The organism is Sulfitobacter sp. 1A13679, from assembly GCF_043557115.1.
GTDB classification, from domain to species: domain Bacteria; phylum Pseudomonadota; class Alphaproteobacteria; order Rhodobacterales; family Rhodobacteraceae; genus Sulfitobacter; species Sulfitobacter faviae.
The window spans coordinates 126,769-147,712 of sequence record NZ_JBIFFO010000003.1 but is presented as its reverse complement, the minus strand read 5'-3'; the positions used below and the strand labels follow the sequence as shown (position 1 = coordinate 147,712).

Below are 20,944 nucleotides of genomic sequence, written 5' to 3'. Positions count from 1 at the left end.
CTCCTCAGGCTGTCGCGGGCTTACGGGGGGCCTGCGCGGCACGGCCCCGTTGCAAGAAGACCACCAGCGCCAGAAGTAGCAGGGCGGGGATGAACATCCAGTACTTGCTGGGTTGCGGCATCGGCTTCAACACCCGCAGCACCTCTTGGTCCCAATCAAGGCCAGCGCCCTGCGCGGGACTGTCGTAGAGGACATCGTCGATGATCATCTTGTCGCCATCCTCGCGGAACATGAGCCCCGCGGCCTCCAGCTTCTCGGCACCGGTCTCACCTTCGCCGATGGGCAGCAGGGCCACGAACTCCAGCGGATCGCCCAGATCATTCACGCCCGAGATACGCAGCCGCAGCCGTTCGCCCGCGGGGGTTTCTTCGGCGGCCTGAACAATCTCGGTCGGGGCCTCCTCGCTATAGGGGGGATAGATCATGTCCATCCAAAAGCCCGGGCGGAACAGGGTAAAGGCGATGAGCAGCAGCGCGATAGTCTCGTAGAAACGGTTGCGGGCCAGAAAGAAACCTTGGGTCGCCGCCGCGAAAAGCAGCATGGCCACGGTGGCCACCACAAAGATGAACAGCCCCTGCCCCCATGTGACCCCGATCAGCAGCAATTCCGTGTTGAAGATAAACAGGAACGGCAACGCCGCGGTGCGCAGGGAGTAGAAGAAGGCGACCAGCCCGGTTCGGATCGGATCACCGCCCGAGACGGCGGCGGCGGCAAAGCTCGCCAGACCCACCGGCGGGGTCACATCCGCCATGATGCCGAAGTAGAAGACGAAGAGATGCACCGCGATCAGCGGCACGATCAGCCCGTTCTGCTGCCCCAGCGTTACGATCACCGGCGCCAGCAGGGCCGAGACGACGATATAGTTCGCTGTGGTGGGCAGGCCCATGCCAAGGATCAACGAGAGCACAGCCGTCAGGAACAGGATGGCAAGGATATTGCCGCCCGAGAGCACTTCGACCACATCCGCGAGGGCCGAGCCGACACCGGTTTGGCTGACCGCGCCGACGATGATGCCCGCTGTCGCCGTGGCGATGCCGATGCCGATCATGTTGCGCGCGCCGGTGACCAGACCGTCGATCAGGTCAAGGAACCCGGCTTTGACATCGTTGACGAACTGGCTTTCACCCCGGAACATCGCCATAAGCGGGCGCTGCGTCAGCAGGATAAAGATCATATAGGCCGCCGCCCAAAAGGCCGAGAGGCCGGGCGACAGGCGGTCGACCATCAGCGCCCAGACCAGCACCACGACAGGCAGGATGAAATGCAGACCGGACCGCGCAGTGGGCCCCGGCATCGGCAGGGTCGTCACCTCGGCGTTGGGATCTTCCATCTCAAGCGGTTCTTCCTTGCTCGCCACATAAAGCAGGCCGACATAGACCGCCGTGAGGAAGACAAAGATGATATAGCCCGCCGTTTCGGGGAAGGCCGGGCGAATCCAGCCCATCAGGTAATAGACGGCGAAGGACAGCGCGCAGATCGCGATGATCGCAAAGGCGATACCGATAAGCTGCTGCACCAGCGGCTTGGGCGTATAGGCGCGCGGCAGACCCTGCATCCCGGCTTTCATCGCCTCAAGATGCACGATGTAGACCAGCGCGATGTAGGAGATTACCGCAGGCAGGAAGGCGTGTTTCACCACGTCGAAATAGGGAATGCCGACGTATTCGACCATCAGGAAGGCCGCAGCCCCCATGACGGGCGGCATGATCTGCCCGTTGACAGAAGAGGCCACCTCGACCGCGCCGGCCTTCTCGGAGTTGAAGCCCACCTTCTTCATCAGCGGGATGGTGAAGGTGCCCGTGGTCACCACGTTGGCAATGGATGAGCCCGAGATCAGGCCAGTCATCGCCGAGGCCACGACCGCAGCCTTCGCCGGGCCGCCGCGCATGTGGCCCATGAGGCTGAAGGCGACCTGAATGAAGTAGTTGCCCGCCCCCGCACGGTCCAACAGCGAGCCGAAAAGCACGAAGAGGAAGACGAAGGAGGTCGATACGCCAAGCGCGATGCCAAAGACACCTTCGGTCGTGATCCACTGGTGGTTCACGATCTCCGAAAGGCTGTTGCCCTTATGCGCGATGATGCTGGGCATATAGGGGCCAAGCACGGTGTAGAAAAGAAAGACGCTCGCCACGATCATCAGCGCAGGCCCAAGGGCGCGGCGGGTGGCTTCGAGCAGGATTAACAGGCCGGTAACCCCTGCGATATAGTCTGGCAGGATCGGCGCGCCGACGCGGTTGGCGATGTCACGGTAAAAGATAAAGAGGTAGAGAGCGCAGAATGTACCGACGATGGCCAAGGCCCATTCCCAGATCGGAACGCGGTTCTTGGGGGAGCCGAGGAGCACTGTGGCAATGACGAAGAGCGCGGGGATCGGGATCCACCAGACCGCGGTGGAATCCTTCGTACTGACCATAAAGAGCGCGGCAAGAACGATGGGCACGATGACGCCAAGCGCCACCTGAAAACTCGTGCGCGTGGCTGGAAACACCATGATGCCAAGGAATACAGCAAAGCCGAGGTGAATGGAGCGGGCCAGCGTATCGTTGAAAAGGCCGATGGGCGAGGCGATGTAGAGTTGGAAAAGGGACCAAGCCAATGCCACCAGCAGCAGCAAGGTGCCCATCAACCCGCTGACAGAACGCCCACCCGTGTCAGAAGAAGCGACAAGTTCGTCCAGTTCCGCCTGGCTCAATCCGCCCCGGTCACCGGTCGCGGCGGTTTCGACAGCCGCCGCCTTTTGCTGGTCCTTCTCAGACATATCGTCCCCCTGTCGGCTCCACCTTGGGGCGGATGCGCATATTGTTTTTCGGGTCTCTGACGGCAGCGTACCGCCGCCAGAGCTATCATGTCACGGATAGATTACTCGAGCCAACCTTGCTCTTTGTAATACTTCTCGGCGCCGGGGTGCAGCGGCGCGGAAAGACCGCCCGAGATCATTTCCTCTTGGGTCAGGTTCTCAAAGGCAGGGTGCAGACGCTTGAAACGGTCGAAATTGTCGAAAACCGCTTTGACCACCTGATAGACGACTTCGTCGTCAACATCGGCGGAGGTCACGAAGGTGGCTTTCACGCCGAAGGTTTTCACGTCTTCGTCGGTGCCCTTGTACATGCCGCCCGGCACGGTGGCCTCGGCATAATAGGGGTTGTCGTCGATCAGACCTTGGATCGCATCACCGTCCACGGGGATCAGCTTAGCGTCGACGGTCGACACGGCTTCTTGGATCGAACCGTTGGGGTGGCCCACGGTGTAGATGATCGCGTCCACCTTGTTGTCGCCCAGAGCGGCGGCTTGCTCAGCCGGTTTCAGCTCGGACGCCAGTGCGAAATCGTCCAGCGTCCAGCCTTTGGCGTCCATCACGACTTCCATGGTGGCGCGCTGACCGGAACCGGGGTTGCCGATGTTGACGCGCTTGCCTTTGAGGTCGTCGAAGGACTCGATGCCGCTGTCGGCACGGGCGATGACGTTGAACGGCTCACCATGCACGGAGAAGACCGCGCGCAGGTTGTCGAACTTGTCACCCTCGAACTGGGAGGAGCCGTTGTAGGCGTGGAACTGCCAGTCGGACTGGGCCACGCCCATGTCCATGTCGCCCGCTTTGATGGCGTTGATGTTGGCGATCGATCCGCCGGTCGACGGCGCGGTGCATTTCAGGTTGTGATCCGCTGTGCCGCGGTTCACCAGACGGCAGATCGACTGACCGACGACAAAGTAAACGCCTGTCTGACCACCGGTGCCGATGGTGATGAACTTTTCCTGAGCCATGGCCGCAGTGCCGGCCACCATGGCACCGGTCATCGCGAGCATTTTGAACATTTTCATAAGATGTCTCCCATTGTTATAATTGGCGGACCACCCTTTAGGCGGACACCATTGCATGCACAAGTAGAGCGCCGCAGCCTTCAGGCAATTGACTGGGCTAGGAAATTCTTCACACGCCATTCAGACCGCGAGCAGACATGCCCCTGTGGCGGGAATCCCCGATTTCACGTTAGGTCGGTTTTTCATCGCAATCAATGCGGCTGACACGAAGGGCCGCAAAGCCTACCCGACGGGCTGGGGCAAGTCGGGCAGAACCGGGGCAGCGGCGATCAGCGATTTAGTATAGGCGTGCTGCGGCGCGTCAAAGACCTGCGCTGTCTCTCCGGCCTCTACGATCTTACCAGACTGCATCACCAGCACCCGGTCCGTCACCGTGCGCACCACCGATAGGTCATGCGAGATGAAGAGATAGGTCAGGTCATAATGGCTGCAAAGATCGGCCAGCAGATCAAGGATCTGCGCCCGGACCGAGACATCCAGCGCGCTGACCGCCTCATCGAAAAGGATCAACTCGGGCCGGATGATCAGCGCCCGGGCGATGGCGATCCGCTGCCGCTGCCCGCCGGAGAATTCGTGGATGTATTTCCGTGCATCCGCCGGGCGCAGCCCCACAGCGGTCAGGGCCTCGTCAATCGCGCGGGTCCGTTCGACCCCCTGCGGCGGGGTGTCGAGCAGGTGGAAAGGCTCGGTCACCAAACGGTCGACCCGGTGGCGCGGGTTGAAACTGCCGAAAGGGTCTTGAAACACCACCTGCATCTTGCGGCGCACGGCAAGGTTCGGCTGCGTCCCGGTAAAGACCGGCTGGCCATCGACAGTGATGCTGCCCTCTTGCACCGGCTCCAGCCCCAAAATCGCCCGGGTCAGGGTCGATTTCCCGCAACCGGATTCCCCGACCAGCCCCAGCCGCTCCCCCCGGTTCAGGGTAAAGCTGAGGTTGTCCACCGCGCGGAACGTGCCGGGCGCGCCGAAGAGTGTCTTGCGCGGCAGATGGTAATCGCGACAGACGCCTTTGACTTCTAACAGAGGCTTAGGCGCGGGCGGCGCGGGCAGGTTCACCTCATGGCGTGAGGCGTCGAAAAGCATTTTGGTATAGGGGTGCTGCATGTTGTGCAGCAGAGCTTGTGTCTCCCCCTGTTCGACGATCTGCCCCTTGCGCATGACGATGATCCGGTCGGCCATATCCGCCACGACGGCAAGGTCATGGGTAATCATCAACAGCCCCATGCCGTCTTCGCGCGCCAAGCGGGTCAGCAGGGCGAGGATCTGCGCCTGCGTGGTGACATCCAGCGCGGTGGTCGGCTCGTCCGCGATCAGCAGACGGGGGCGCAGGGCGATGGCGATGGCGATCACCACCCGCTGGCGCTGCCCGCCGCTTAGCTCATGCGGATAGCGCGATAGGGGAAAGCGGTCTTGGGGCAAGCCCACGCGGGTCAGCGTATCGGCGGCTCGGGCCTCGGCCTCGGCCCGCGAGACGCTGGGTTCATGCACCCGGATGGTCTCAGCCACTTGGCGACCGATGCTTTGCACCGGGTTGAGCGCGGTCATCGGCTCTTGGAACACCATGCCGATGTCATTGCCGCGCATATCGCAAAGCGCTGCCTCGTCCATCTGGGTCAGATCGTCCTCGCCCAGCATGATATGCCCGGTCGTCGTCGCGCCCTTGGGCAGCAGCTGCATCGCCGCCAGCGCGGTCATCGACTTGCCCGAGCCGCTTTCCCCGGTCACGGCCACGATCTCTCCCGGTGCGACGGAAAAGGTCACCCCGTCGAGGATGCGCAGCCCGTGGATAGATAGCGAAAGGTTGGAGACAGAAAGAAGCGTCATGTGCGTGCCACCCTCAGGCGGGGATCAAGCAGGTCGCGCAGCCCGTCACCCATCAGGTTCAGCCCCAACACCGTCAGGATGATTGCGAAACCCGGCATCAGGGCCATATGCGGCGCGATGCTGACCATGGTCTGCGCATCGGCCAGCATCCGGCCCCAAGACGGCACCGGCGGCTGCGCGCCGAGGCCGACATAGCTCAGCCCCGCTTCGGCAAGGATGCCGAGAGAGAACTGGATGGTCCCCTGCACGATCAGCAGGTTGGCGACATTGGGCAGGATATGCTCGAACGAGATACGCGCCGCGGATTTGCCCGCTACCCGTGCCGCCATGATGAACTCCCGCTGCCACAACGACAGCGCCGCACCGCGGGTGATCCGGGCGAAAACGGGAATGTTGAAGATGCCGATGGCGATGATCGCATTGATCGCCCCGGCGCCAAAGACCGCCGTAATCAGAATGGCGATGACAATGGCCGGAAAGGCAAAGACCAGATCATTGCCGCGCATGATGACCTCATCCACAAGGCTGCCGCGCCGTGCCGCAGCCCAAAGCCCTAGCGGCACACCCACGCCCATGCCAATGCCCACCGCCACCAGCGCCACGGCGATAGAGGTGCGCGCGCCGACCATGATCATGCTCAGGATGTCACGGCCAAAGTGATCCGTCCCCATCGGATGGGCCAGCGACGGGCTGTGCAGCTTGTTCGCGATATCAAGTCCGGCATAGTCATAGGGCGTCCAGACAAAGGAGATCAGCGCGGCCAGCAGAAAGACCGAGGTCAGCACCGCCCCAAGGATCAGGTTGCGGTTCATGTGCGGGCCCTCAACCGGGGATCGACAGCGGCATAGGCCAGATCGACAAGGAAGTTCACCAAGATCACCGAAAAGACCAAGAGCATCACGACCGACTCGACGACGATCAGGTCTCGTGCCGAGATCGACTGAAACACCAGCCGCCCAAGGCCCGGCAGATAAAAGACCTGCTCAATAATGATCGACCCGGCCAGCAGGAAGGAGAACTGCAGGCCGATGATGGTCAGCACCGGGATCAGCGCATTGCGCAGCCCGTGCCGCCAAAGCGCCTGCCGCGCCGTCAGCCCCTTGGCCCGCGCGGTGCGCATGAAATCTTCGCCCAGCACATCCAGCAGGGCCGAGCGCATGACCCGTGCGAGGATCGCCGCCTGCGGCAAAGCCAGCGCGATGGCAGGCAGGGTCAGCGCGTGCAGCCCGGCGAAAAGCCCCTTGTCCCAGCCGACGAAACCGCCTGCCGAAAACCAGCGCAAATTGATCGAAAAGATCAGCACGAGGATCATGGCGAACCAGAAGTTCGGCACCGCCACGCCCAATTGTGTCGCCCCCATCACGCCCACATCCCCCGCCCGCCCACGGCGCGAGGCGGCATAGATGCCCGCCGGAAAAGCCACGATGACAGAGAGGAAAAGCGCATAAAGCGCCAAGGGCACAGAGACCCAAAGCCGGTCGCCGATCATCTCGGTCACCGGGGTCCGATAGGTGTAGGAGGTGCCGAAATCCCCCTGCAACATGCCACCGACCCATTCCAAATAACGCTCTGGACGGGACTGATCGAGCCCCAGTTCACTGCGCAGCGCGGCCAGCGTTTCGGGCTGGGCATTCAAGCCCAGCATAAAGGACGCCGGATCGCCGGGGGCGACCTCGATCACCATGAAAATCACCAGCGACGCAACCGCGAGACTGATGAGCAAGGAGAGAAATCTTTTCAACGCATAGCGCAACATAGCGCGGAGGTTAGGCGGCACGCGCGGGAGGGTCCAGAGCCCGCGTGCAGTTTCCCCGGCAAGAAGGACAAAAATGCTGATTTTTTGGTGCCCTCATGATTCCCGCGCTGGATCGCTACCGAAAGAACCCTTCAATAACAAATCCTTACACACTCAGTACGCCATTTTCCTGTGCCTTATTGCTATGCGCTGGAACCATATCCGTTATGCGGTGTTGTTTTCGGGAGAACAGACAAAACTGGAGAATGAAAATGAAAACGACTTTGAAAACACTTGCGATCGCCGGCCTTCTGGGCACCGTTTCCGCACCCGCATTTGCCGCCGCTCACATGGACATGGCCACCATGACCTGCGCCCAGTACCAAGAACTGAGCGATGACGACAAAATGAAAGTCGCTTCCATGGCAATCGCCGAGCTGGAAGATGGCGGCCACGGTGGCTCCCTGATCACCGAAACCAAGAGCGACGGTTCCGAACCGAGCGACATCTCCGCTGAAGAAGCGACAGATTCCGAAGAGACCGAAGATTCCCTGATCGACAACACCAAAGCCGTTGAAGATTCCGAAGACGCCGATGTGATGGCCGACACGGACATGCAGCAGGAAATGGAAGACTTCATGGTCGTCTGCAACCAGAACCCCGACGCGCTGGTAAGCGAAGCCGCTGCTGGCATGCGTGGCAAAGACTAATAGGTCTTCGCATCTAATTATAAAGGGCGCGCCTCACGGCGCGCCCTTTTTTAGTGTCTCAACATGATCCTTTCAGATCACTCCGCCCAGCTGACGCCGGTCAGATCGGTCGCCTGTGTCGGTGCGTTCACCCAAAGCCCTTCAACACCGGCCTTGGCAATCGTCGGGAAGGCGAGCTGGAACAGGTAACCGTTCACATAGTCTTCGGCGATGATGCGCTGCGCCTTGGCCAGCATCTCGCTCCGCGCGGCGGGGTCGGCCGTCTTGTTGAACTCGGTCATCAGAGACTGGAACTCGGCATTGTCATACTGGAAGTAATAGTCCGGGTTGGCATAGATGTTGATGTCCATCGGCTCTGTATGACTGACGATCGACAGGCCGAAATCTTTGCCTTTGAACACGGTTTCCAGCCACTGCGCCCATTCGACATTGGTGATCTGCGCCTTGATGCCAACCTCGGCCAACTGCGCGGCGATGATCTCACCCCCGCGGCGGGCGTAGGAGGGGGGCGGCAGGTGCAATGTCGTCTCGAACCCATCGGGGAAACCGGCCTCGGCCAGCAGCGCCTTCGATTTCTCGGGATCGTAGCTGCTCATCTCCGTCAGGTCGACGTAGTCTGGGTTATGCGGTGCGAAATGGGTGCCGATGGGCGTGCCATAGCCAAACATCGCGCCGTCGATGATCGCCTGCCGGTCGATGGCATGGGCAACGGCCTCACGCACTTTAACGTTATCGAAAGGTTCGCGCTGATTGTTGATCGACAGGATCGTTTCCCCCTCGGTCGAACCGATCAGAACCTGAAACCGCGGATCGGCTTCGAACTGGGGGATATTCTCAGGCGCGGGGAAGCCAGTGAAAACATCGACATCCTCGGCCATGACGGAGGCGAAAGCCGCTGTCGGGTCCGAGATGAATTTGAACGTCGCGCTGGCCAGGGCGGGCGCTTCGCCCCAATAGTCTTCATTCCGGGTCAGGGTGATCTTGTCGCCTTGGTTCCAGTTCTCAAATTTGAAAGCGCCGGTGCCGATTGGGGTCTGTTTGATCGTCTCGACCGATTCCGGCGCCACGATCACCGCATCGCCCCAGGCGAGGTTGAAAAGCATGTTGCCGTTCGGCTCGCTCAGTTTGACCTCAACGGTCTGGGGATCGATGACATTCACCTCGGAGATTGCGGAATAAAGTGCCTTTTGCGCGTTGGCGCTGTCTTCGGCATTGATCCGGTCGAGAGTGAATTTCACATCCTCGGCATCCATCGTGGTGCCATCGTGAAAGGTGACCCCCTCGCGCAGCTTGAAAGTATAGGTCAGCCCGTCTTCGGAAATCTCCCAAGATTCAGCCAGCCCCGGCACGACAGAGCCGTCGCCCATGAAGCGGGTCAGCCCTTCGAAGACATTGGTATAAAGCACCGAGTCGATGGCCCCAGCAGCGGCGGAGGTCGGATCAAGATGCGGCGGCTCAAGCTGCATGGCGACGGTGATGTCGTCCTTGGCAAGGGCCGTCGTGGCGGCAACGGCCAATGCAGCGCTGGCCACACCGGTCATCAAGCGGTTCAAACGGTTCATGAAAGTCTCCCATATTGGCGTATTTTTTTGCGAGGCTAGCCAAAAGCCACGCGGCACGCCAGCCTTCGTTGCCAAGCACGCGCGAGAAGGGTATCGCGGGTGCTTTGCACGGGCGCGCCGCGCATCGGGGCGACCGTGAAAAGGCATCAGGAGAACATCATGGCCACGCTGGGGATTGATTTCGGAACCTCCAACACCGCGGCGGGCATCGCCGTTGACGGCATGCCGCGTCTGATCCCGCTGGAGGCCGAGGCGCAGACCCTTCCGACGGCGGTCTTCTTTGATTTCGAAGCACGGGAAATGCGGATCGGTGCCGCGGCATCCGACGCGCTGCTGGCCGGGGCCGAAGGCCGGTATATGCGCGGATTGAAAAGCCTGCTTGGCACCCGGCTGATGCGCGAACGAAGGGTGCTTTTGGGCGAAAGGCTCGACTTTATCGACATCGTGGCGCGGTTTCTTGCGCGGGTCAAAACGCAGGCCGAGGCCGCCACGGGGCTGCACTTCGACAGGGCGCTCTCGGGACGCCCCGTGCGCTTTTACTCAGCCGATGACGCCCGCGATGCCCAAGCCCTGACAGACCTGCGCGAGGCCTATGGCCGGGCGGGTTTCGATCATGTGGACTTCATGAACGAACCCGAAGCCGCCGCGATTGCCAATCAAGCGGCCTTGCGTCCGGGGGATCTGGGGCTGGTCATCGATATTGGCGGCGGCACCTCGGATTTCACGCTGTTCCGGCAGCGCGGAAATGATGAGATCGACATTCTGGAAAGCCACGGCATTCGGCTGGGCGGGACCGATTTCGACCGGTCCCTGTCGATCGGGCGGGTGATGCCGCAGCTTGGCATGGGCAGCGAAATTCGCCACGCTTTCGGGGGTGACACCCATATCGCGCCCAATGCGATCTTTAACGATCTGGCCACTTGGGCGAAAATTCCGTTTCTCTATGGGCCGGAGACCCGCAAGGCGGCGGCGGAACTCCATAAGTTCGCCGAACATCCCAAACGTCTGGCCCGCCTGGTCAAAGTGCTTGACGAAGAGCTTGGCCATGACCTCGCCTTTGCTGTCGAAGCGGGGAAAATCCGCGCCAATGGTGCGGGGGGCGCGGGGGATACTGATCCGGTGATCGACGTGTCGATGCTCAAACCCCGCGCGACCTTGCCCCTGCCCCGCGATTGGATGCGCAAGCGGCTGTCGAAACTCGCCGTGCAGATGGGGGACGCGGCAGAAGCGACGGCGCAGAAGGCAGGCCTCGCGCCTGAGGCAGTGGACCGGCTGATCTTTGTCGGCGGGTCGAGCCTGATGGCGGTGGTCGAAGACGAGATGCGGGCGCGCTTTCCAAGGGCGGAACTGCATCGGGGGGCGGCGCTGACGGCGATTGTTGAGGGGTTGGCCTTGCGGGCCGGTGGGGATGAACGCGGCTGATCCGGCTGGTTGAGAGCGCGGGATCGGTATTTGAGAAAGGATGAAGGTGAAGGGCGGAGGCTCGACAGGGCCGCTGGTGGTGCGGCGTGGGGCTGTGGTCTTTTTACTGTGCAGAAGGCTGCGGCGGGCTATGTTCATTATGTCCATAGTTTTTAGGAAGAACGCGCATGGCCCCACTGATCCAGAAGAAACCCCCGACCTCTGCTGTGCAGGAGGAGGCGGAAGAACGCTCTGTCAGTGATGCGGCGGCGCTGTCGCCCAAGCTGATCTATGAGGTGATCCGCCGCGAGGGGCGCGATGAGTTGAACCGCACCAACCGGTCATTGATCTGGTCGGGGATTTCTGCGGGGATGCTGATCAGTCTTTCTGTCTTGGGCGAGGCAATTTTCCGGACCTATCTGCCGGATGCGGAGTGGCGGTTTTTGCTAGAGAACCTTGGCTATTCCTTGGGTTTCATCGCGGTCATCATGGGCCGGATGCAGTTGTTTACCGAGAACACCATTACCACCGTCTTGCCATTGATGCAGGAGCGTAGTTTGGGTGTTTTGTGCAGCCTGTTGCGGCTTTGGGGTGTTGTATTGGGGGCGAATGTCGTCGGGGCCTTTGCGGCGGCGGCACTGTTTATCTATACGCCCGCCATCCCTGAAAACATTCTACCCGCCATCATCAGCCTTTCGGAACACGCCACCGGCATGGGGCTGTCAGAAGCATTTTGGCGCGGCATTCCGGCGGGCGTGATCGTGGCGCTGATCGTTTGGATGCTTCCGCAGGCGGACGAGACCGCTTTTTTCCTGATCCTGACCTTCACTTGGCTGATTGCGGCGGGGGATTTCACGCATATCGTCGCGGGTTCGGTCGAGATGGCCGCGCTGATCCTGCATGGCGGCTTGGGGGTCGGTCAGGCGATCTTTGGCTTCTTCCTGCCGGTGCTTGTGGGCAACATCATTGGCGGCACGGTGGTCTTCACCCTTGTTGCTTGGGGCCAGGTCCGCGACGATGTGGAGGACAGTTGAGGCAAAGCGGTCCCGATCAATGGCGGGGCCGAATTGAGAGGAATGGCATTGGTGTTGCGCAGACCCCCGACCCGACCGGCGATCTATTGGGATGCTTTCAAGGCGAGCCTGAAACAGGCGGCGGAGGACAACCTTGCGCTGATCTCGGCCGGGGTGGCGTTTTTCGCCATGTTGTCGCTGTTTCCGGCGCTGGCGGCATTGATCGCGCTTTTGGGGCTGATTTCGGACCCTGTCGTCGTCGTCGCCCAATTGGAGGAAGTGCGCGGGCTGCTGCCGGATGATGTCTATGACATCATTAATACGCAGGTGACCGGCTTGGTCACTGCGCGGGCCGATACGCTGGGTTGGGCCGGTATCGTGTCATTGCTGGTGGCGCTTTGGTCCGCCCGGGCCGGGGTGGGGGCGATGGTGATCGGATTGAACGCCGTCTACAATGAGCGCAACCGCAATGCCGCGAAACACTACCTTCATGCCCTGCTTCTGACGGTGAGCCTTGTGGCGGTCGGCATCGTGGCGCTGCTGGCGGTAGTGATCGCGCCGATCATTCTGGCCTTCATCCCGCTTGGCCCCTTTGGCAATGCGGTGGCCGACCTTTTGCGTTGGACCGTGGCGACGGTGGTTTTGTTTGCCGGGGTTGGGGTGCTTTACCGCTTTGGCCCAAACCGGCGGGCGGCGCGGCTTCCGTGGCTCAGCAGCGGGGCGATCTTGGCGGTGCTGTCTTGGGCGGTGCTTTCCATCGGTTTTTCCTATTATGTGGCCAATTTCGGCAATTACAATCAGGTCTATGGCTCGATCGGGGCGGTGATCGCGATGTTAATCTGGCTTTGGATCAGCAGCTTTCTGATCTTGTTTGGGGCCGCGTTGAACGCGCAGGTGGAGCGGCGGACGCGGCCTGACAGCACCGTTGGCCCGGCCAAGCCGCGCGGGCAACGCGGGGCGGAGGCGGCGGATACCTATATCGATGTCGCGCAGGACTGACGGTTAGAGCAGCGGGCGTTTTTGGCGGCTTTCCGGATCGGTCATCCCCTCTTTCGCCAAGGCGGCAAGATCGTTGATTTGCAGCACCCTGTCGGACCACGACAGCAACTGACGTTCTTTCAGAGCGCCGAGGGTCTTGTTGGTGTGCACCACTGAGAGGCCAAGCGCATCGGCCAGATCGCGTTGCGAATAGGGCAGCAGCATCTGGTTGTGGGTGACCATCCCGAGCGACTGGCCGCGTTCGAAAATCTTGACCATCGCCCAAGCGATGGCCTGCATCGCGGTGCGTTGGCCGATGGTGGCGAGGACTTCGCCCATGAAATGCTCTTCGATGGCGGCCAGCCAAGTGATGTCAAAAGCGCGTTCGGGGTGGGATTTGAAGAAGTTCCAGAACTCACTGCGGTTGAAAACGCAGAGCCGCATATGGGTCCGGGCTTCGACGGAATGGCCCATTTCGCCCATGATGCCAGCCTGTAGCCCGATGAAATCGCCGGGGAAGACAAAGCTGATGACCTGCCGGCTGCCGTTCTCCAGCGTCTTGTCGCGGATGCCCATTCCGGTGAGCGCCGTGTAAAGCTGGGGCGAGTTCGACCCTTCCATCAGGATCGGCGTGCCCGGTTCGACGGTCAGCTCACCCGACTTGAACTTCTCCATGAAGCTCACTTCTTCTTTCGACATCGGCAGGAAAGCATCCTTGCGCCGAAGGGGACAATAGCGGCAGTGTGTCGTCATTAGATAAAATTTGCCTTCATATGTCTTAGTTTAATGCGCGTGTTTTGCGCACCCCCTACACCGACGACTTTGCTTACCCGGGGGAAGACCATGTCGATCTTGATCTACGAACCGGACCCATTGGTCTGTTCAGACATAAATGAAACGCTTTCTGCCGCGTTTCCGCAATCTCAAATTGAAGTATTGGAAAGCTTTGACCTCAGCGCCTTGGTGGACAACGTCAACGACACGGAATTCGCGGTCCTGTCGCTGCGGCGCGAACAGTTGCATCAGCATTTGTCGGAACTGTCGAACTTGCAGGAGTGGTTTCCGATCATCTGCATCATGAACGATACGCCACGGCTGGCGAAGGTGGGCGAGCGGTTGAAATTCATCACCCGCCCGTTTTCCAGCAGCAACCTGCTGGCCGCGGTTAACGGCGCGCTTTCTGACCCGCGGTTATGCCAGCCAGAAATGCCATGACCAGGTTCTTCAAGCCATCATGATCGGAGGCGGCGGGGTCCTCTTGCCGGGACGGCTGCGCCGCAGCCTCACCATCTGACCCGGCGATGGCGAGCAAGAGAAAGCCCATACCGAAGTAAACCGCGCCGAGGATCAGCGCGGCGGTGAGCGCGGTGGTGACGGTGATGAGGTAAAGCCATGCCGCCAGCGTCAGAAACAGCAGGCCGATCAGCAGAAAAAGCGCGGCCCCGGCGCTGAGCATGGCCGTGCGCAGCGCCCGTCGCAGGGAGCCGCGCAGATGTTGCATCACCGAAGACAGCATTTAGCGGCGGGCCGTCACAAGACCAACGAGGAAACCGATGCCTGCGGCAATCCCCAAAGCGGTTCCGGGCTGAGTCTTGAGGAATTCCTCGGCCTGTTGCTGAACTTCCATCGCCTTGAGACGCCCCGTATCGGCGAAATCATTCGCCGCATTGCGAGCATTGTCCCGCATCTCTTCCGACCTGGCCTTGCCATAGTCGCCCAGGGTTTCGGTCAGCGATGCGATGTCTTTTTTGAGAAGTGCGATCTGATCCGACAGATCGTCAATCGTCACCTCTTTTGCGGCAGCGGTTGTGGTCTTGGCCATGCGGGCCTCCTGAATGTTTGGGTGATGTTAGGCGGCACATGCTTTTAGTGCAAAGGGTTCCCGGCGCGACGTTGCGCGCGGGGAACCCTGTTTTCGCGGCTCAGCTTCAGGCGTTGAGCGTTTCCGTGGAGGAAAAGAACATCGCTTGCGACACGGCTGAGACGACCTGATCCACCGAATAGGGCTTGGAAATCAGGAAGGCAGGCTCGGGCTTGTCGCCGGTCAGCAGACGTTCGGGGAAGGCCGTGATGAAGATCACCGGACGCATGCCCAGCTCGTTCAGCAGGTCGTTCACCGCGTCGATGCCCGAAGAGTTGTCGGCCAGTTGAATGTCGGCGAGGATCAGGTCCGGCACGTCGGCCTTGCCCAGTTTCACCGCCTCTTCGCGGGTGCGGGCGATGCCGGTCACCCGGTGGCCCATCTCGGCCACGATGGATTCAATGTCCATCGCGATGATGGCTTCGTCTTCGATGATCATCACCGAACCCGAGGTGCTGTCGGCCATCTCACGATGGGCGATCTGGATCAACTCGCCCGCTTCGGCCTCATCCACACCGATGATCTTGGCGATTTCCCCGTGAGAGAAGCCTTCGATCGTGTGCAGCAAAAGCGCTTCACGGCTGTTGTTCGTGAGGCTGGAAAGATGGCGTTGTGCCTTGGCCCGCGGGCCGCTTTCGCCCTCTTCGACCGGGGCACCTGCGCTGGCCCAAATACCGTACAAAACCTTGAAAAGACCCGTCTTTGTATCTACTCCATCGAGCACCGAGCGATCAACCAAGATGGCTTCGAGGGCTGCCGCGGCAAAGGTGTCGCCACTGGTCTGGCTGCCTGTCATCGCCCGCGCGAACCGGCGAAGGTAGGGGATGTTGGCTCCCAGTTCATCGCTGATGCTGGTCTTTTGTGTCGCATCGTTCATCTAGTCGAATCCTTTTTACTTTTCTTGGAACCAAACACGTCGACATTGTGTTTGGTTCCAGTATGCATGCATAATTATTCAAACGAGACGACGATGCCAGAGGTGATGTTAGTGAATTCAGGAAACAAGGACGAGCGCGAGCGCGTCATCGACGACAACCTCAAACGGGTCTTCGATGAGACGCTCGAAGAAGGCATCCCTGATCGTTTCAAGGATCTGCTTCAGAAGTTGAAGGAACAGGATTCAGAAAAAGGAACGTCATGATGACCCGTCCCGATCCGCGCGACGAGCTGGTAGAACATCTGCCGGCCATGCGGGCCTTTGCCATCAGCCTGACACGCAATGGTGCCACGGCAGACGACATGGTGCAGGACACCTTGGTCAAGGCGTGGACCAACATCGAAAAGTTCCAAGAAGGCACGAATATGCGTGCTTGGCTCTTCACGATCCTGCGTAACACCTACTATTCCTCGCGCCGTAAGGCGAAGCGCGAAGTCTCGGACGTGGATGGCGTGCTGACCGATGGGCTGGCCGAAAAGCCCGCACACGACGGCCACATGCAGATGACCGACTTCCGCAAGGCACTGGCTCTTTTGAAGGACGAACAACGCGAAGCGCTGCTTCTTGTCGGGGCCTCCGGTTTCTCTTACGAAGAAGCTGCGGAAATGTGTGGGGTCGCTGTCGGCACCATCAAGAGCCGCACCAACCGGGCGCGTGCCCGCCTTGCCGAACTGCTGGGTCACCATGACGACGAGTCGCTTGAAATGACCGATGACGCAACAATGTCTGTCCTATCCGCATCTAAAGTTTCCTCTTTTTAAATATGACATCTGGCTTCTTCAGCGGTGATCTGATGCGTGGGCTGACGATCCGTATCCTGCTGTTTCTGTCTCTCGCGCTTTTGCCCATCGGGCTGATCGCGGTTGTACAGACACGGCAGATCGCGGATCAGAGTCGCCAAAGCGCGGAGCTATCGCTGATCGCCGTGACGGAACAAGCCTCCGCGGCGGAACGCCGGGTGATCCAAGAGGCCTTTGGCGCGGCAGAAGCTCTCACCGCCATCGTGCGGCTCAGGCGGGAAGATCCTGAGGAATGCACGGCCTTCCTTAGGGAATACAAACAGGCGTCAGACATTTATTCGCTTGTGGGTTTCATCGGGCTAGACGGACAAATGACCTGCTCCTCCACGGGGCAGGATCATGACTTTTCGCAGGATGAGAATTTCCAGACCCTGCTGGAAAACCCCGTCCGCCGCGCGATGCCAGTGTTGCAGGGGGCGGTCAGCAACCAAGTGGTCACGCTGATCAACGCGCCGGTCTACGAAGAGCGCGAGTTGATCGGCTTCATGGCGCTTAGCATCCCCGAGGATGCCATCAACGCGATCCGCGAGCCCAAGACCAAACACAGCAGCGTTGCGATGATGACCCTCAATAAGATGGGTCATATCCTTACCACCGAAAACGGGCTTGAGGTGGCCAAGACGGAATATCCCAACGATGTCGCCCTGTCGCTGCTGACCACCAAAGAGCCCAATGTCTTTCTTTCGCAAAATTCCGATGGCCAAGAACGCGCCTATGTGATCGTGCCGATTGTGCCCGACACGGTCTTCGCGCTCAGCGTTTGGCCCAGCAACACCCCGTTTTTGGATACTGGCGTTTCGACCCGCCTCAGCGCGCTTTTGCCCATCGTTATGTGGCTGGCGAGCCTTATCGTGGCCTTCTGGGCGCTGAACCGTCTGGCGATCAACCATATTCGCAAACTCGGGCGGCAGATGCGGCGCTTTGCGCTGAACCGTACTCTCCCGCGTGGGACGCTCGGCCCCTCGGTCCCCACCGAATTGGTCGAGATGGAGGCTGCTTTTGTTGGCATGGCGGAATCCATCCTGCGGGACGAGGCGACGTTGGAAGACAGCCTTCGGCAGAAGAACATCCTGCTGAAAGAGGTGCACCACCGGGTTAAGAACAACCTGCAACTGATTTCTTCGATCATGAACATGCAGATCCGGCAGGCCAAAAGCGAAGATGCGCGTTTCGTGCTGCGCCGGTTGCAAGACCGTATCCTCAGCCTCGCCACGGTGCATAAGAACCTCTATCAGAATGACGATCTGGTCCGCGTCAATGCCAGTGAATTACTGACCGAGATCGTGGGCCAGATGCTCTCAGTCGGCTTGCCATCCGGCTCTGGCGTGAAGGTTGAGCAGTCCTTCGAGCCGATCAAGATCGACGCCGACGATGCCGCGCCGCTGACCCTGCTGGTCTCCGAGGCGCTGACCAATGCGCTTAAATACGTCTCGACGGTCGAACATGGCAAAGGCTTTATTTCGCTCAAATTGATCCAAACCGGGCCAGAGCAGGCGATGCTCGAAGTGCGCAACACCATCGGCAACCCCGAAGAGGTGAAGTCCGGCACCGGGCTAGGCTCGCGCCTGATCCTTGCCTTTACCCGCCAGTTGAACGGCCAGGTCGAGGTCGAAACCAACGACGACATCTATCAGATCCGGGTGAACTTCCACGTCCCGACCGACAGTAAAATGATCTACGATTACTAAGGCCCCAAAGCCCCAATGGAATCTGGCCCAAAACGTGGCGGACCGATCACAGACTCGTCATAGGCGAAAAATTTGTCGGAACCCTTTGGCCTGCGCGCGGTTGAGCACCTGAAACGCAGTGCTAAAAAGGAACACGGAGATGACCACGGAGCTTTTTCTCGGCGGTCTGACCATCCTGACCTTAGCGGCGGTCATCATCCTTGCCCTCACCACGGGCCGAAGGGAACTTCACCCGGATGAGGACCGCACCGGGCGCGAAAAACAGCAACCGGAGACCCAAAGGTCGAACTACCGGTCAGACTACTAAGACCTGACACCCCCTATCGACCGCCCCGAGCAGAATGCTCGGGGCGGTCGATATTTATGGGGCACCTTTTTTTAAAAACTGGGCGGGGTACAGGCGCTGACGATCTCGCAACTTTCGGACCCGGTGTTGCGGAACCGATGCGGCAGGCGGCTGTCGAACAGATATCCGTCCCCGGCATGAAGCAAGCTGACCGCGCCATCCACCGTTACTTCGATGCTCCCGCGCACCACGACCCCCGCCTCTTCGCCCTCATGGCTCAGAAACTCAGGTCCGGTATCGGCGCCGGGCTCATAGGTTTCATGCAAAACCTGAAGCGCGTGATGCGCGGCACTGCCCAGCTGACGCAGGGATACGCCGCCCTGATGACTTGGTGAAATCTCGGTCAACTCCTCCGCGCGGTAGAAGACTTTGGCGCTGTCGTCTTCTTCTAAAATCGCGAAAAATTCGGCCATGCTGATGGGAATCGCGTCCAACAGGCTTTTGAGCGACGCGACCGAGGGGCTGGTTCGGTTCTTTTCGATCAGCGATATCGTGCCATTGGTCAGCCCGGCCTTGGCCGCAAGCTCCCGTTGGGAGAGCCCGTGTTTCTTGCGGATCGCTCTGAGTTTATCGCCGACGTTCAATGGCTTGTCCTTTGTAGGCCCCCGCGCCGCCGCTACGGGGCACGGCCTTGGGTCAACCGGGGGGTCACGGGAATTGTTAGATAGAGGCTGCGATCGCGATTGACAATTATATTAAACGGAATATGGATTTTTTAAACGACACGTCACTGCCCTCTCTCTTTCGCAATAAGGTATCTGTTCCATGTCCAGCACCGTCAAGAAATCACCCCGGAAATCCGCGGCCAAAGCCAAAGCCGCGCCGCAGATCTCCGTGGTCGAAACCAACCCCGCGACCCAGCCCGACGGTCAGACCAACGCCGATCTCATCGCGCGCCGCGATGCCGCCGTGCCGCGCGGCGTCGCCTCCGCCGCGCCGATCTACGCGAAATATGCCGAGAACGCCGAGCTATGGGACGTGGAAGGCAACCGCTACATCGACTTCGTCGGCGGCATCGGCGTGCTGAACACCGGGCACCGTCACCCCAAGGTGGTCGAGGCCGCCAAGGCGCAGGAAGACCACTACACCCACACCAGCTTTCAGGTCGTGCCCTACGGGCCTTACGTCGAACTGGCCGAGAAGCTGAACGCGCTCGCCCCCGGTGACGCGCCCAAGAAGACGCTGCTGGTCACCACCGGCGCCGAAGCCGTTGAGAACGCCGTGAAAATCGCCCGCGCCGCCACCGGCCGCCCGGGCGTCATCGCCTTCACCGGCGGCTACCACGGCCGTACCCTGCTGACGCTTGGTATGACCGGCAAGGTCACGCCCTACAAGAAAGACGTCGGCCCCTTCCCCGCGGATGTTTTTCGCGCGCCTTTCCCTTCTGTGCGCGACGGGATCACCGTGCAGGACGCGCTGACCGGGCTGAAGAACCTCTTCCTCACCGATGCCCAGCCCGAGCGTGTTGCCGCGATCATCATCGAGCCGGTGCTTGGCGAAGGCGGCTACACCCCCGTGCCCTTCGAAATGATGCAAGAGCTGCGCACGATCTGTGACCAGCATGGCATTCTCTTGATCGCTGACGAAGTGCAGGCGGGCTTTGGCCGCACCGGCACATGGTTCGCAATCGAGCATTCCGGCGTGGTGCCAGACCTGATCACCGTGGCGAAATCCATGGCAGGTGGCTATCCGCTGGCCGGTGTCATTGGCCGCGCCGATGTGATGGACGCGATGGCCCCCGGCGGCTTGGGCGGCACCTATGGCGGCAACCCGGTGGCCTGCGCTGCGGCATTGGCAGCCATCGAGGTGATCGAAGACGAAGGTCTTCTGGCCCGCTCGACCGCGATGGGCGACACGCTCAAAGCCCGCTTTGCCGAGATTGGCGAGCGTTCCGCCCCCTTCCGGTTCTGGGACATCCGTGGCCTTGGGGCCATGGTCGCCGTTGAGTTCGTGACCGACTTCGACAGCGCCAAGCCCGATGCCGACTTCACCAAACGGGTCATCGCCCATGCGCTGAAGCGCGGCCTGCTGCTGCTGAGCTGTGGCATGTATGGCAACGCCGTGCGCGTGATGGTCCCGCTGACAGCCTCCGACGCCATCGTCGAAGAGGGGCTCGCTATCTTCGAAGAGGCCGTCGCCGCCGCTGTCGCCGAAGAGCAGAAGTAAACCAAACAGTCACACCGGATGGATCGGGCGCGCGGGGCAATCTGCGCGCCCATTTTTGTGGCGTCCCTCCGGCGGGGGCATCCTGTCCCACCTCGGCCCTTGGC

General features: G+C 60.6%; 21 protein-coding genes. 10 read left to right on the top strand and 11 right to left on the bottom strand.

All coding sequences use genetic code 11. The features are described from left to right. Window positions 1–4: 4 nt before the first annotated feature. The 5 genes from ACGYLA_RS03880 to ACGYLA_RS03860 all read right to left on the bottom strand — a co-directional run bounded on the left by ACGYLA_RS03880 (window position 5) and on the right by ACGYLA_RS03860 (window position 7,399). Window positions 5–2,758, bottom strand: a complete 2,754-nt coding sequence (locus tag ACGYLA_RS03880; protein ID WP_394430461.1) for a TRAP transporter permease — start codon at window positions 2,756–2,758, stop codon at window positions 5–7. A 101-nt stretch (window positions 2,759–2,859) separates the two neighbouring features. Further along, window positions 2,860–3,819 (bottom strand): TAXI family TRAP transporter solute-binding subunit, encoded by a 960-nt coding sequence (locus ACGYLA_RS03875; RefSeq protein WP_067268205.1) that lies wholly within the window; start codon window positions 3,817–3,819, stop codon window positions 2,860–2,862. A gap of 222 nt (window positions 3,820–4,041) precedes the next feature. After that, on the bottom strand, window positions 4,042–5,643 hold the full coding sequence (locus tag ACGYLA_RS03870; RefSeq protein WP_394430459.1) for an ABC transporter ATP-binding protein: 1,602 nt from the start codon (window positions 5,641–5,643) through the stop codon (window positions 4,042–4,044). Then, window positions 5,640–6,455 carry an ABC transporter permease gene (locus ACGYLA_RS03865; RefSeq protein WP_394430457.1) on the bottom strand — a complete coding sequence of 272 codons (816 nt, stop codon included), beginning with the start codon at window positions 6,453–6,455 and terminating at the stop codon, window positions 5,640–5,642. Before ACGYLA_RS03865 ends, ACGYLA_RS03870 begins: the two co-directional genes overlap by 4 nt. After that, window positions 6,452–7,399, bottom strand: coding sequence for an ABC transporter permease (locus ACGYLA_RS03860; protein WP_209217004.1), 948 nt, complete (start codon window positions 7,397–7,399; stop codon window positions 6,452–6,454). Before ACGYLA_RS03860 ends, ACGYLA_RS03865 begins: the two co-directional genes overlap by 4 nt. Window positions 7,400–7,644: 245 nt before the next feature. On the opposite strand from ACGYLA_RS03860, the gene ACGYLA_RS03855 reads away from it, so the two are divergent. Continuing rightward, complete coding sequence (locus ACGYLA_RS03855) at window positions 7,645–8,088, top strand: HdeA/HdeB family chaperone (RefSeq protein WP_394404536.1); 444 nt, start codon at window positions 7,645–7,647, stop codon at window positions 8,086–8,088. Between the two features lie 77 nt (window positions 8,089–8,165). Here the strand turns inward: ACGYLA_RS03855 and ACGYLA_RS03850 are convergent, their stop codons facing one another. After that, window positions 8,166–9,650, bottom strand: a complete 1,485-nt coding sequence (locus ACGYLA_RS03850) for an ABC transporter substrate-binding protein (protein ID WP_394430454.1) — start codon at window positions 9,648–9,650, stop codon at window positions 8,166–8,168. Between the two features lie 159 nt (window positions 9,651–9,809). Here ACGYLA_RS03850 and ACGYLA_RS03845 point away from each other — a divergent pair, with 159 nt between their 5' ends. The 3 genes from ACGYLA_RS03845 to ACGYLA_RS03835 all read left to right on the top strand — a co-directional run bounded on the left by ACGYLA_RS03845 (window position 9,810) and on the right by ACGYLA_RS03835 (window position 13,063). Next, complete coding sequence (locus ACGYLA_RS03845; protein WP_394430452.1) at window positions 9,810–11,072, top strand: Hsp70 family protein; 1,263 nt, start codon at window positions 9,810–9,812, stop codon at window positions 11,070–11,072. A gap of 167 nt (window positions 11,073–11,239) precedes the next feature. Then, the gene (locus ACGYLA_RS03840) at window positions 11,240–12,085 is read left to right on the top strand and encodes a formate/nitrite transporter family protein (RefSeq protein WP_394409332.1); all 846 of its coding nucleotides are present in this window, start codon (window positions 11,240–11,242) and stop codon (window positions 12,083–12,085) included. 42 nt (window positions 12,086–12,127) lie between these two features. Next, on the top strand, window positions 12,128–13,063 hold the full coding sequence (locus tag ACGYLA_RS03835) for a YihY/virulence factor BrkB family protein (protein WP_394409329.1): 936 nt from the start codon (window positions 12,128–12,130) through the stop codon (window positions 13,061–13,063). Window positions 13,064–13,066: 3 nt separating this feature from the next. On the opposite strand, the gene ACGYLA_RS03830 is transcribed toward ACGYLA_RS03835, so the two are convergent. Then, window positions 13,067–13,795: a Crp/Fnr family transcriptional regulator gene (locus ACGYLA_RS03830; RefSeq protein WP_394430450.1), complete on the bottom strand. Its 729-nt coding sequence runs from the start codon at window positions 13,793–13,795 to the stop codon at window positions 13,067–13,069. A gap of 90 nt (window positions 13,796–13,885) precedes the next feature. On the opposite strand from ACGYLA_RS03830, the gene ACGYLA_RS03825 reads away from it, so the two are divergent. After that, entirely contained in the window at window positions 13,886–14,257 is a 372-nt protein-coding gene (locus ACGYLA_RS03825) for a hypothetical protein (RefSeq protein WP_394408136.1), read from the top strand. On the opposite strand, the gene ACGYLA_RS03820 is transcribed toward ACGYLA_RS03825, so the two are convergent. From ACGYLA_RS03820 to ACGYLA_RS03810, 3 genes are all read right to left on the bottom strand, one after another. Further along, on the bottom strand, window positions 14,208–14,558 hold the full coding sequence (locus ACGYLA_RS03820; RefSeq protein ID WP_394430448.1) for a phage holin family protein: 351 nt from the start codon (window positions 14,556–14,558) through the stop codon (window positions 14,208–14,210). The genes ACGYLA_RS03825 and ACGYLA_RS03820 overlap by 50 nt on opposite strands. Further along, on the bottom strand, window positions 14,559–14,864 hold the full coding sequence (locus ACGYLA_RS03815; protein ID WP_394430446.1) for a YqjD family protein: 306 nt from the start codon (window positions 14,862–14,864) through the stop codon (window positions 14,559–14,561). A gap of 106 nt (window positions 14,865–14,970) precedes the next feature. Further along, window positions 14,971–15,780: a response regulator gene (locus tag ACGYLA_RS03810; RefSeq protein WP_067264155.1), complete on the bottom strand. Its 810-nt coding sequence runs from the start codon at window positions 15,778–15,780 to the stop codon at window positions 14,971–14,973. A gap of 93 nt (window positions 15,781–15,873) precedes the next feature. Between ACGYLA_RS03810 and ACGYLA_RS03805 the strand changes: the two genes are divergently transcribed. The 4 genes from ACGYLA_RS03805 to ACGYLA_RS03790 all read left to right on the top strand — a co-directional run bounded on the left by ACGYLA_RS03805 (window position 15,874) and on the right by ACGYLA_RS03790 (window position 18,635). Next, on the top strand, window positions 15,874–16,044 hold the full coding sequence (locus ACGYLA_RS03805; RefSeq protein WP_197470876.1) for a NepR family anti-sigma factor: 171 nt from the start codon (window positions 15,874–15,876) through the stop codon (window positions 16,042–16,044). After that, window positions 16,044–16,601 carry an RNA polymerase sigma factor gene (locus tag ACGYLA_RS03800; protein WP_067264157.1) on the top strand — a complete coding sequence of 186 codons (558 nt, stop codon included), beginning with the start codon at window positions 16,044–16,046 and terminating at the stop codon, window positions 16,599–16,601. The genes ACGYLA_RS03805 and ACGYLA_RS03800 overlap by 1 nt, the downstream gene beginning before the upstream one ends. 2 nt (window positions 16,602–16,603) lie before the next feature. After that, window positions 16,604–18,328: a sensor histidine kinase gene (locus ACGYLA_RS03795; protein ID WP_394430444.1), complete on the top strand. Its 1,725-nt coding sequence runs from the start codon at window positions 16,604–16,606 to the stop codon at window positions 18,326–18,328. A 139-nt stretch (window positions 18,329–18,467) separates the two neighbouring features. Then, complete coding sequence (locus tag ACGYLA_RS03790) at window positions 18,468–18,635, top strand: hypothetical protein (protein ID WP_271688683.1); 168 nt, start codon at window positions 18,468–18,470, stop codon at window positions 18,633–18,635. Window positions 18,636–18,706: 71 nt separating this feature from the next. On the opposite strand, the gene ACGYLA_RS03785 is transcribed toward ACGYLA_RS03790, so the two are convergent. Further along, on the bottom strand, window positions 18,707–19,258 hold the full coding sequence (locus tag ACGYLA_RS03785) for a cupin domain-containing protein (protein WP_209216952.1): 552 nt from the start codon (window positions 19,256–19,258) through the stop codon (window positions 18,707–18,709). Window positions 19,259–19,439: 181 nt separating this feature from the next. Here ACGYLA_RS03785 and gabT point away from each other — a divergent pair, with 181 nt between their 5' ends. Further along, window positions 19,440–20,840, top strand: a complete 1,401-nt coding sequence (gene gabT, locus ACGYLA_RS03780) for a 4-aminobutyrate--2-oxoglutarate transaminase (protein ID WP_394430442.1) — start codon at window positions 19,440–19,442, stop codon at window positions 20,838–20,840. The last annotated feature ends 104 nt before the right edge of the window (window positions 20,841–20,944 follow it).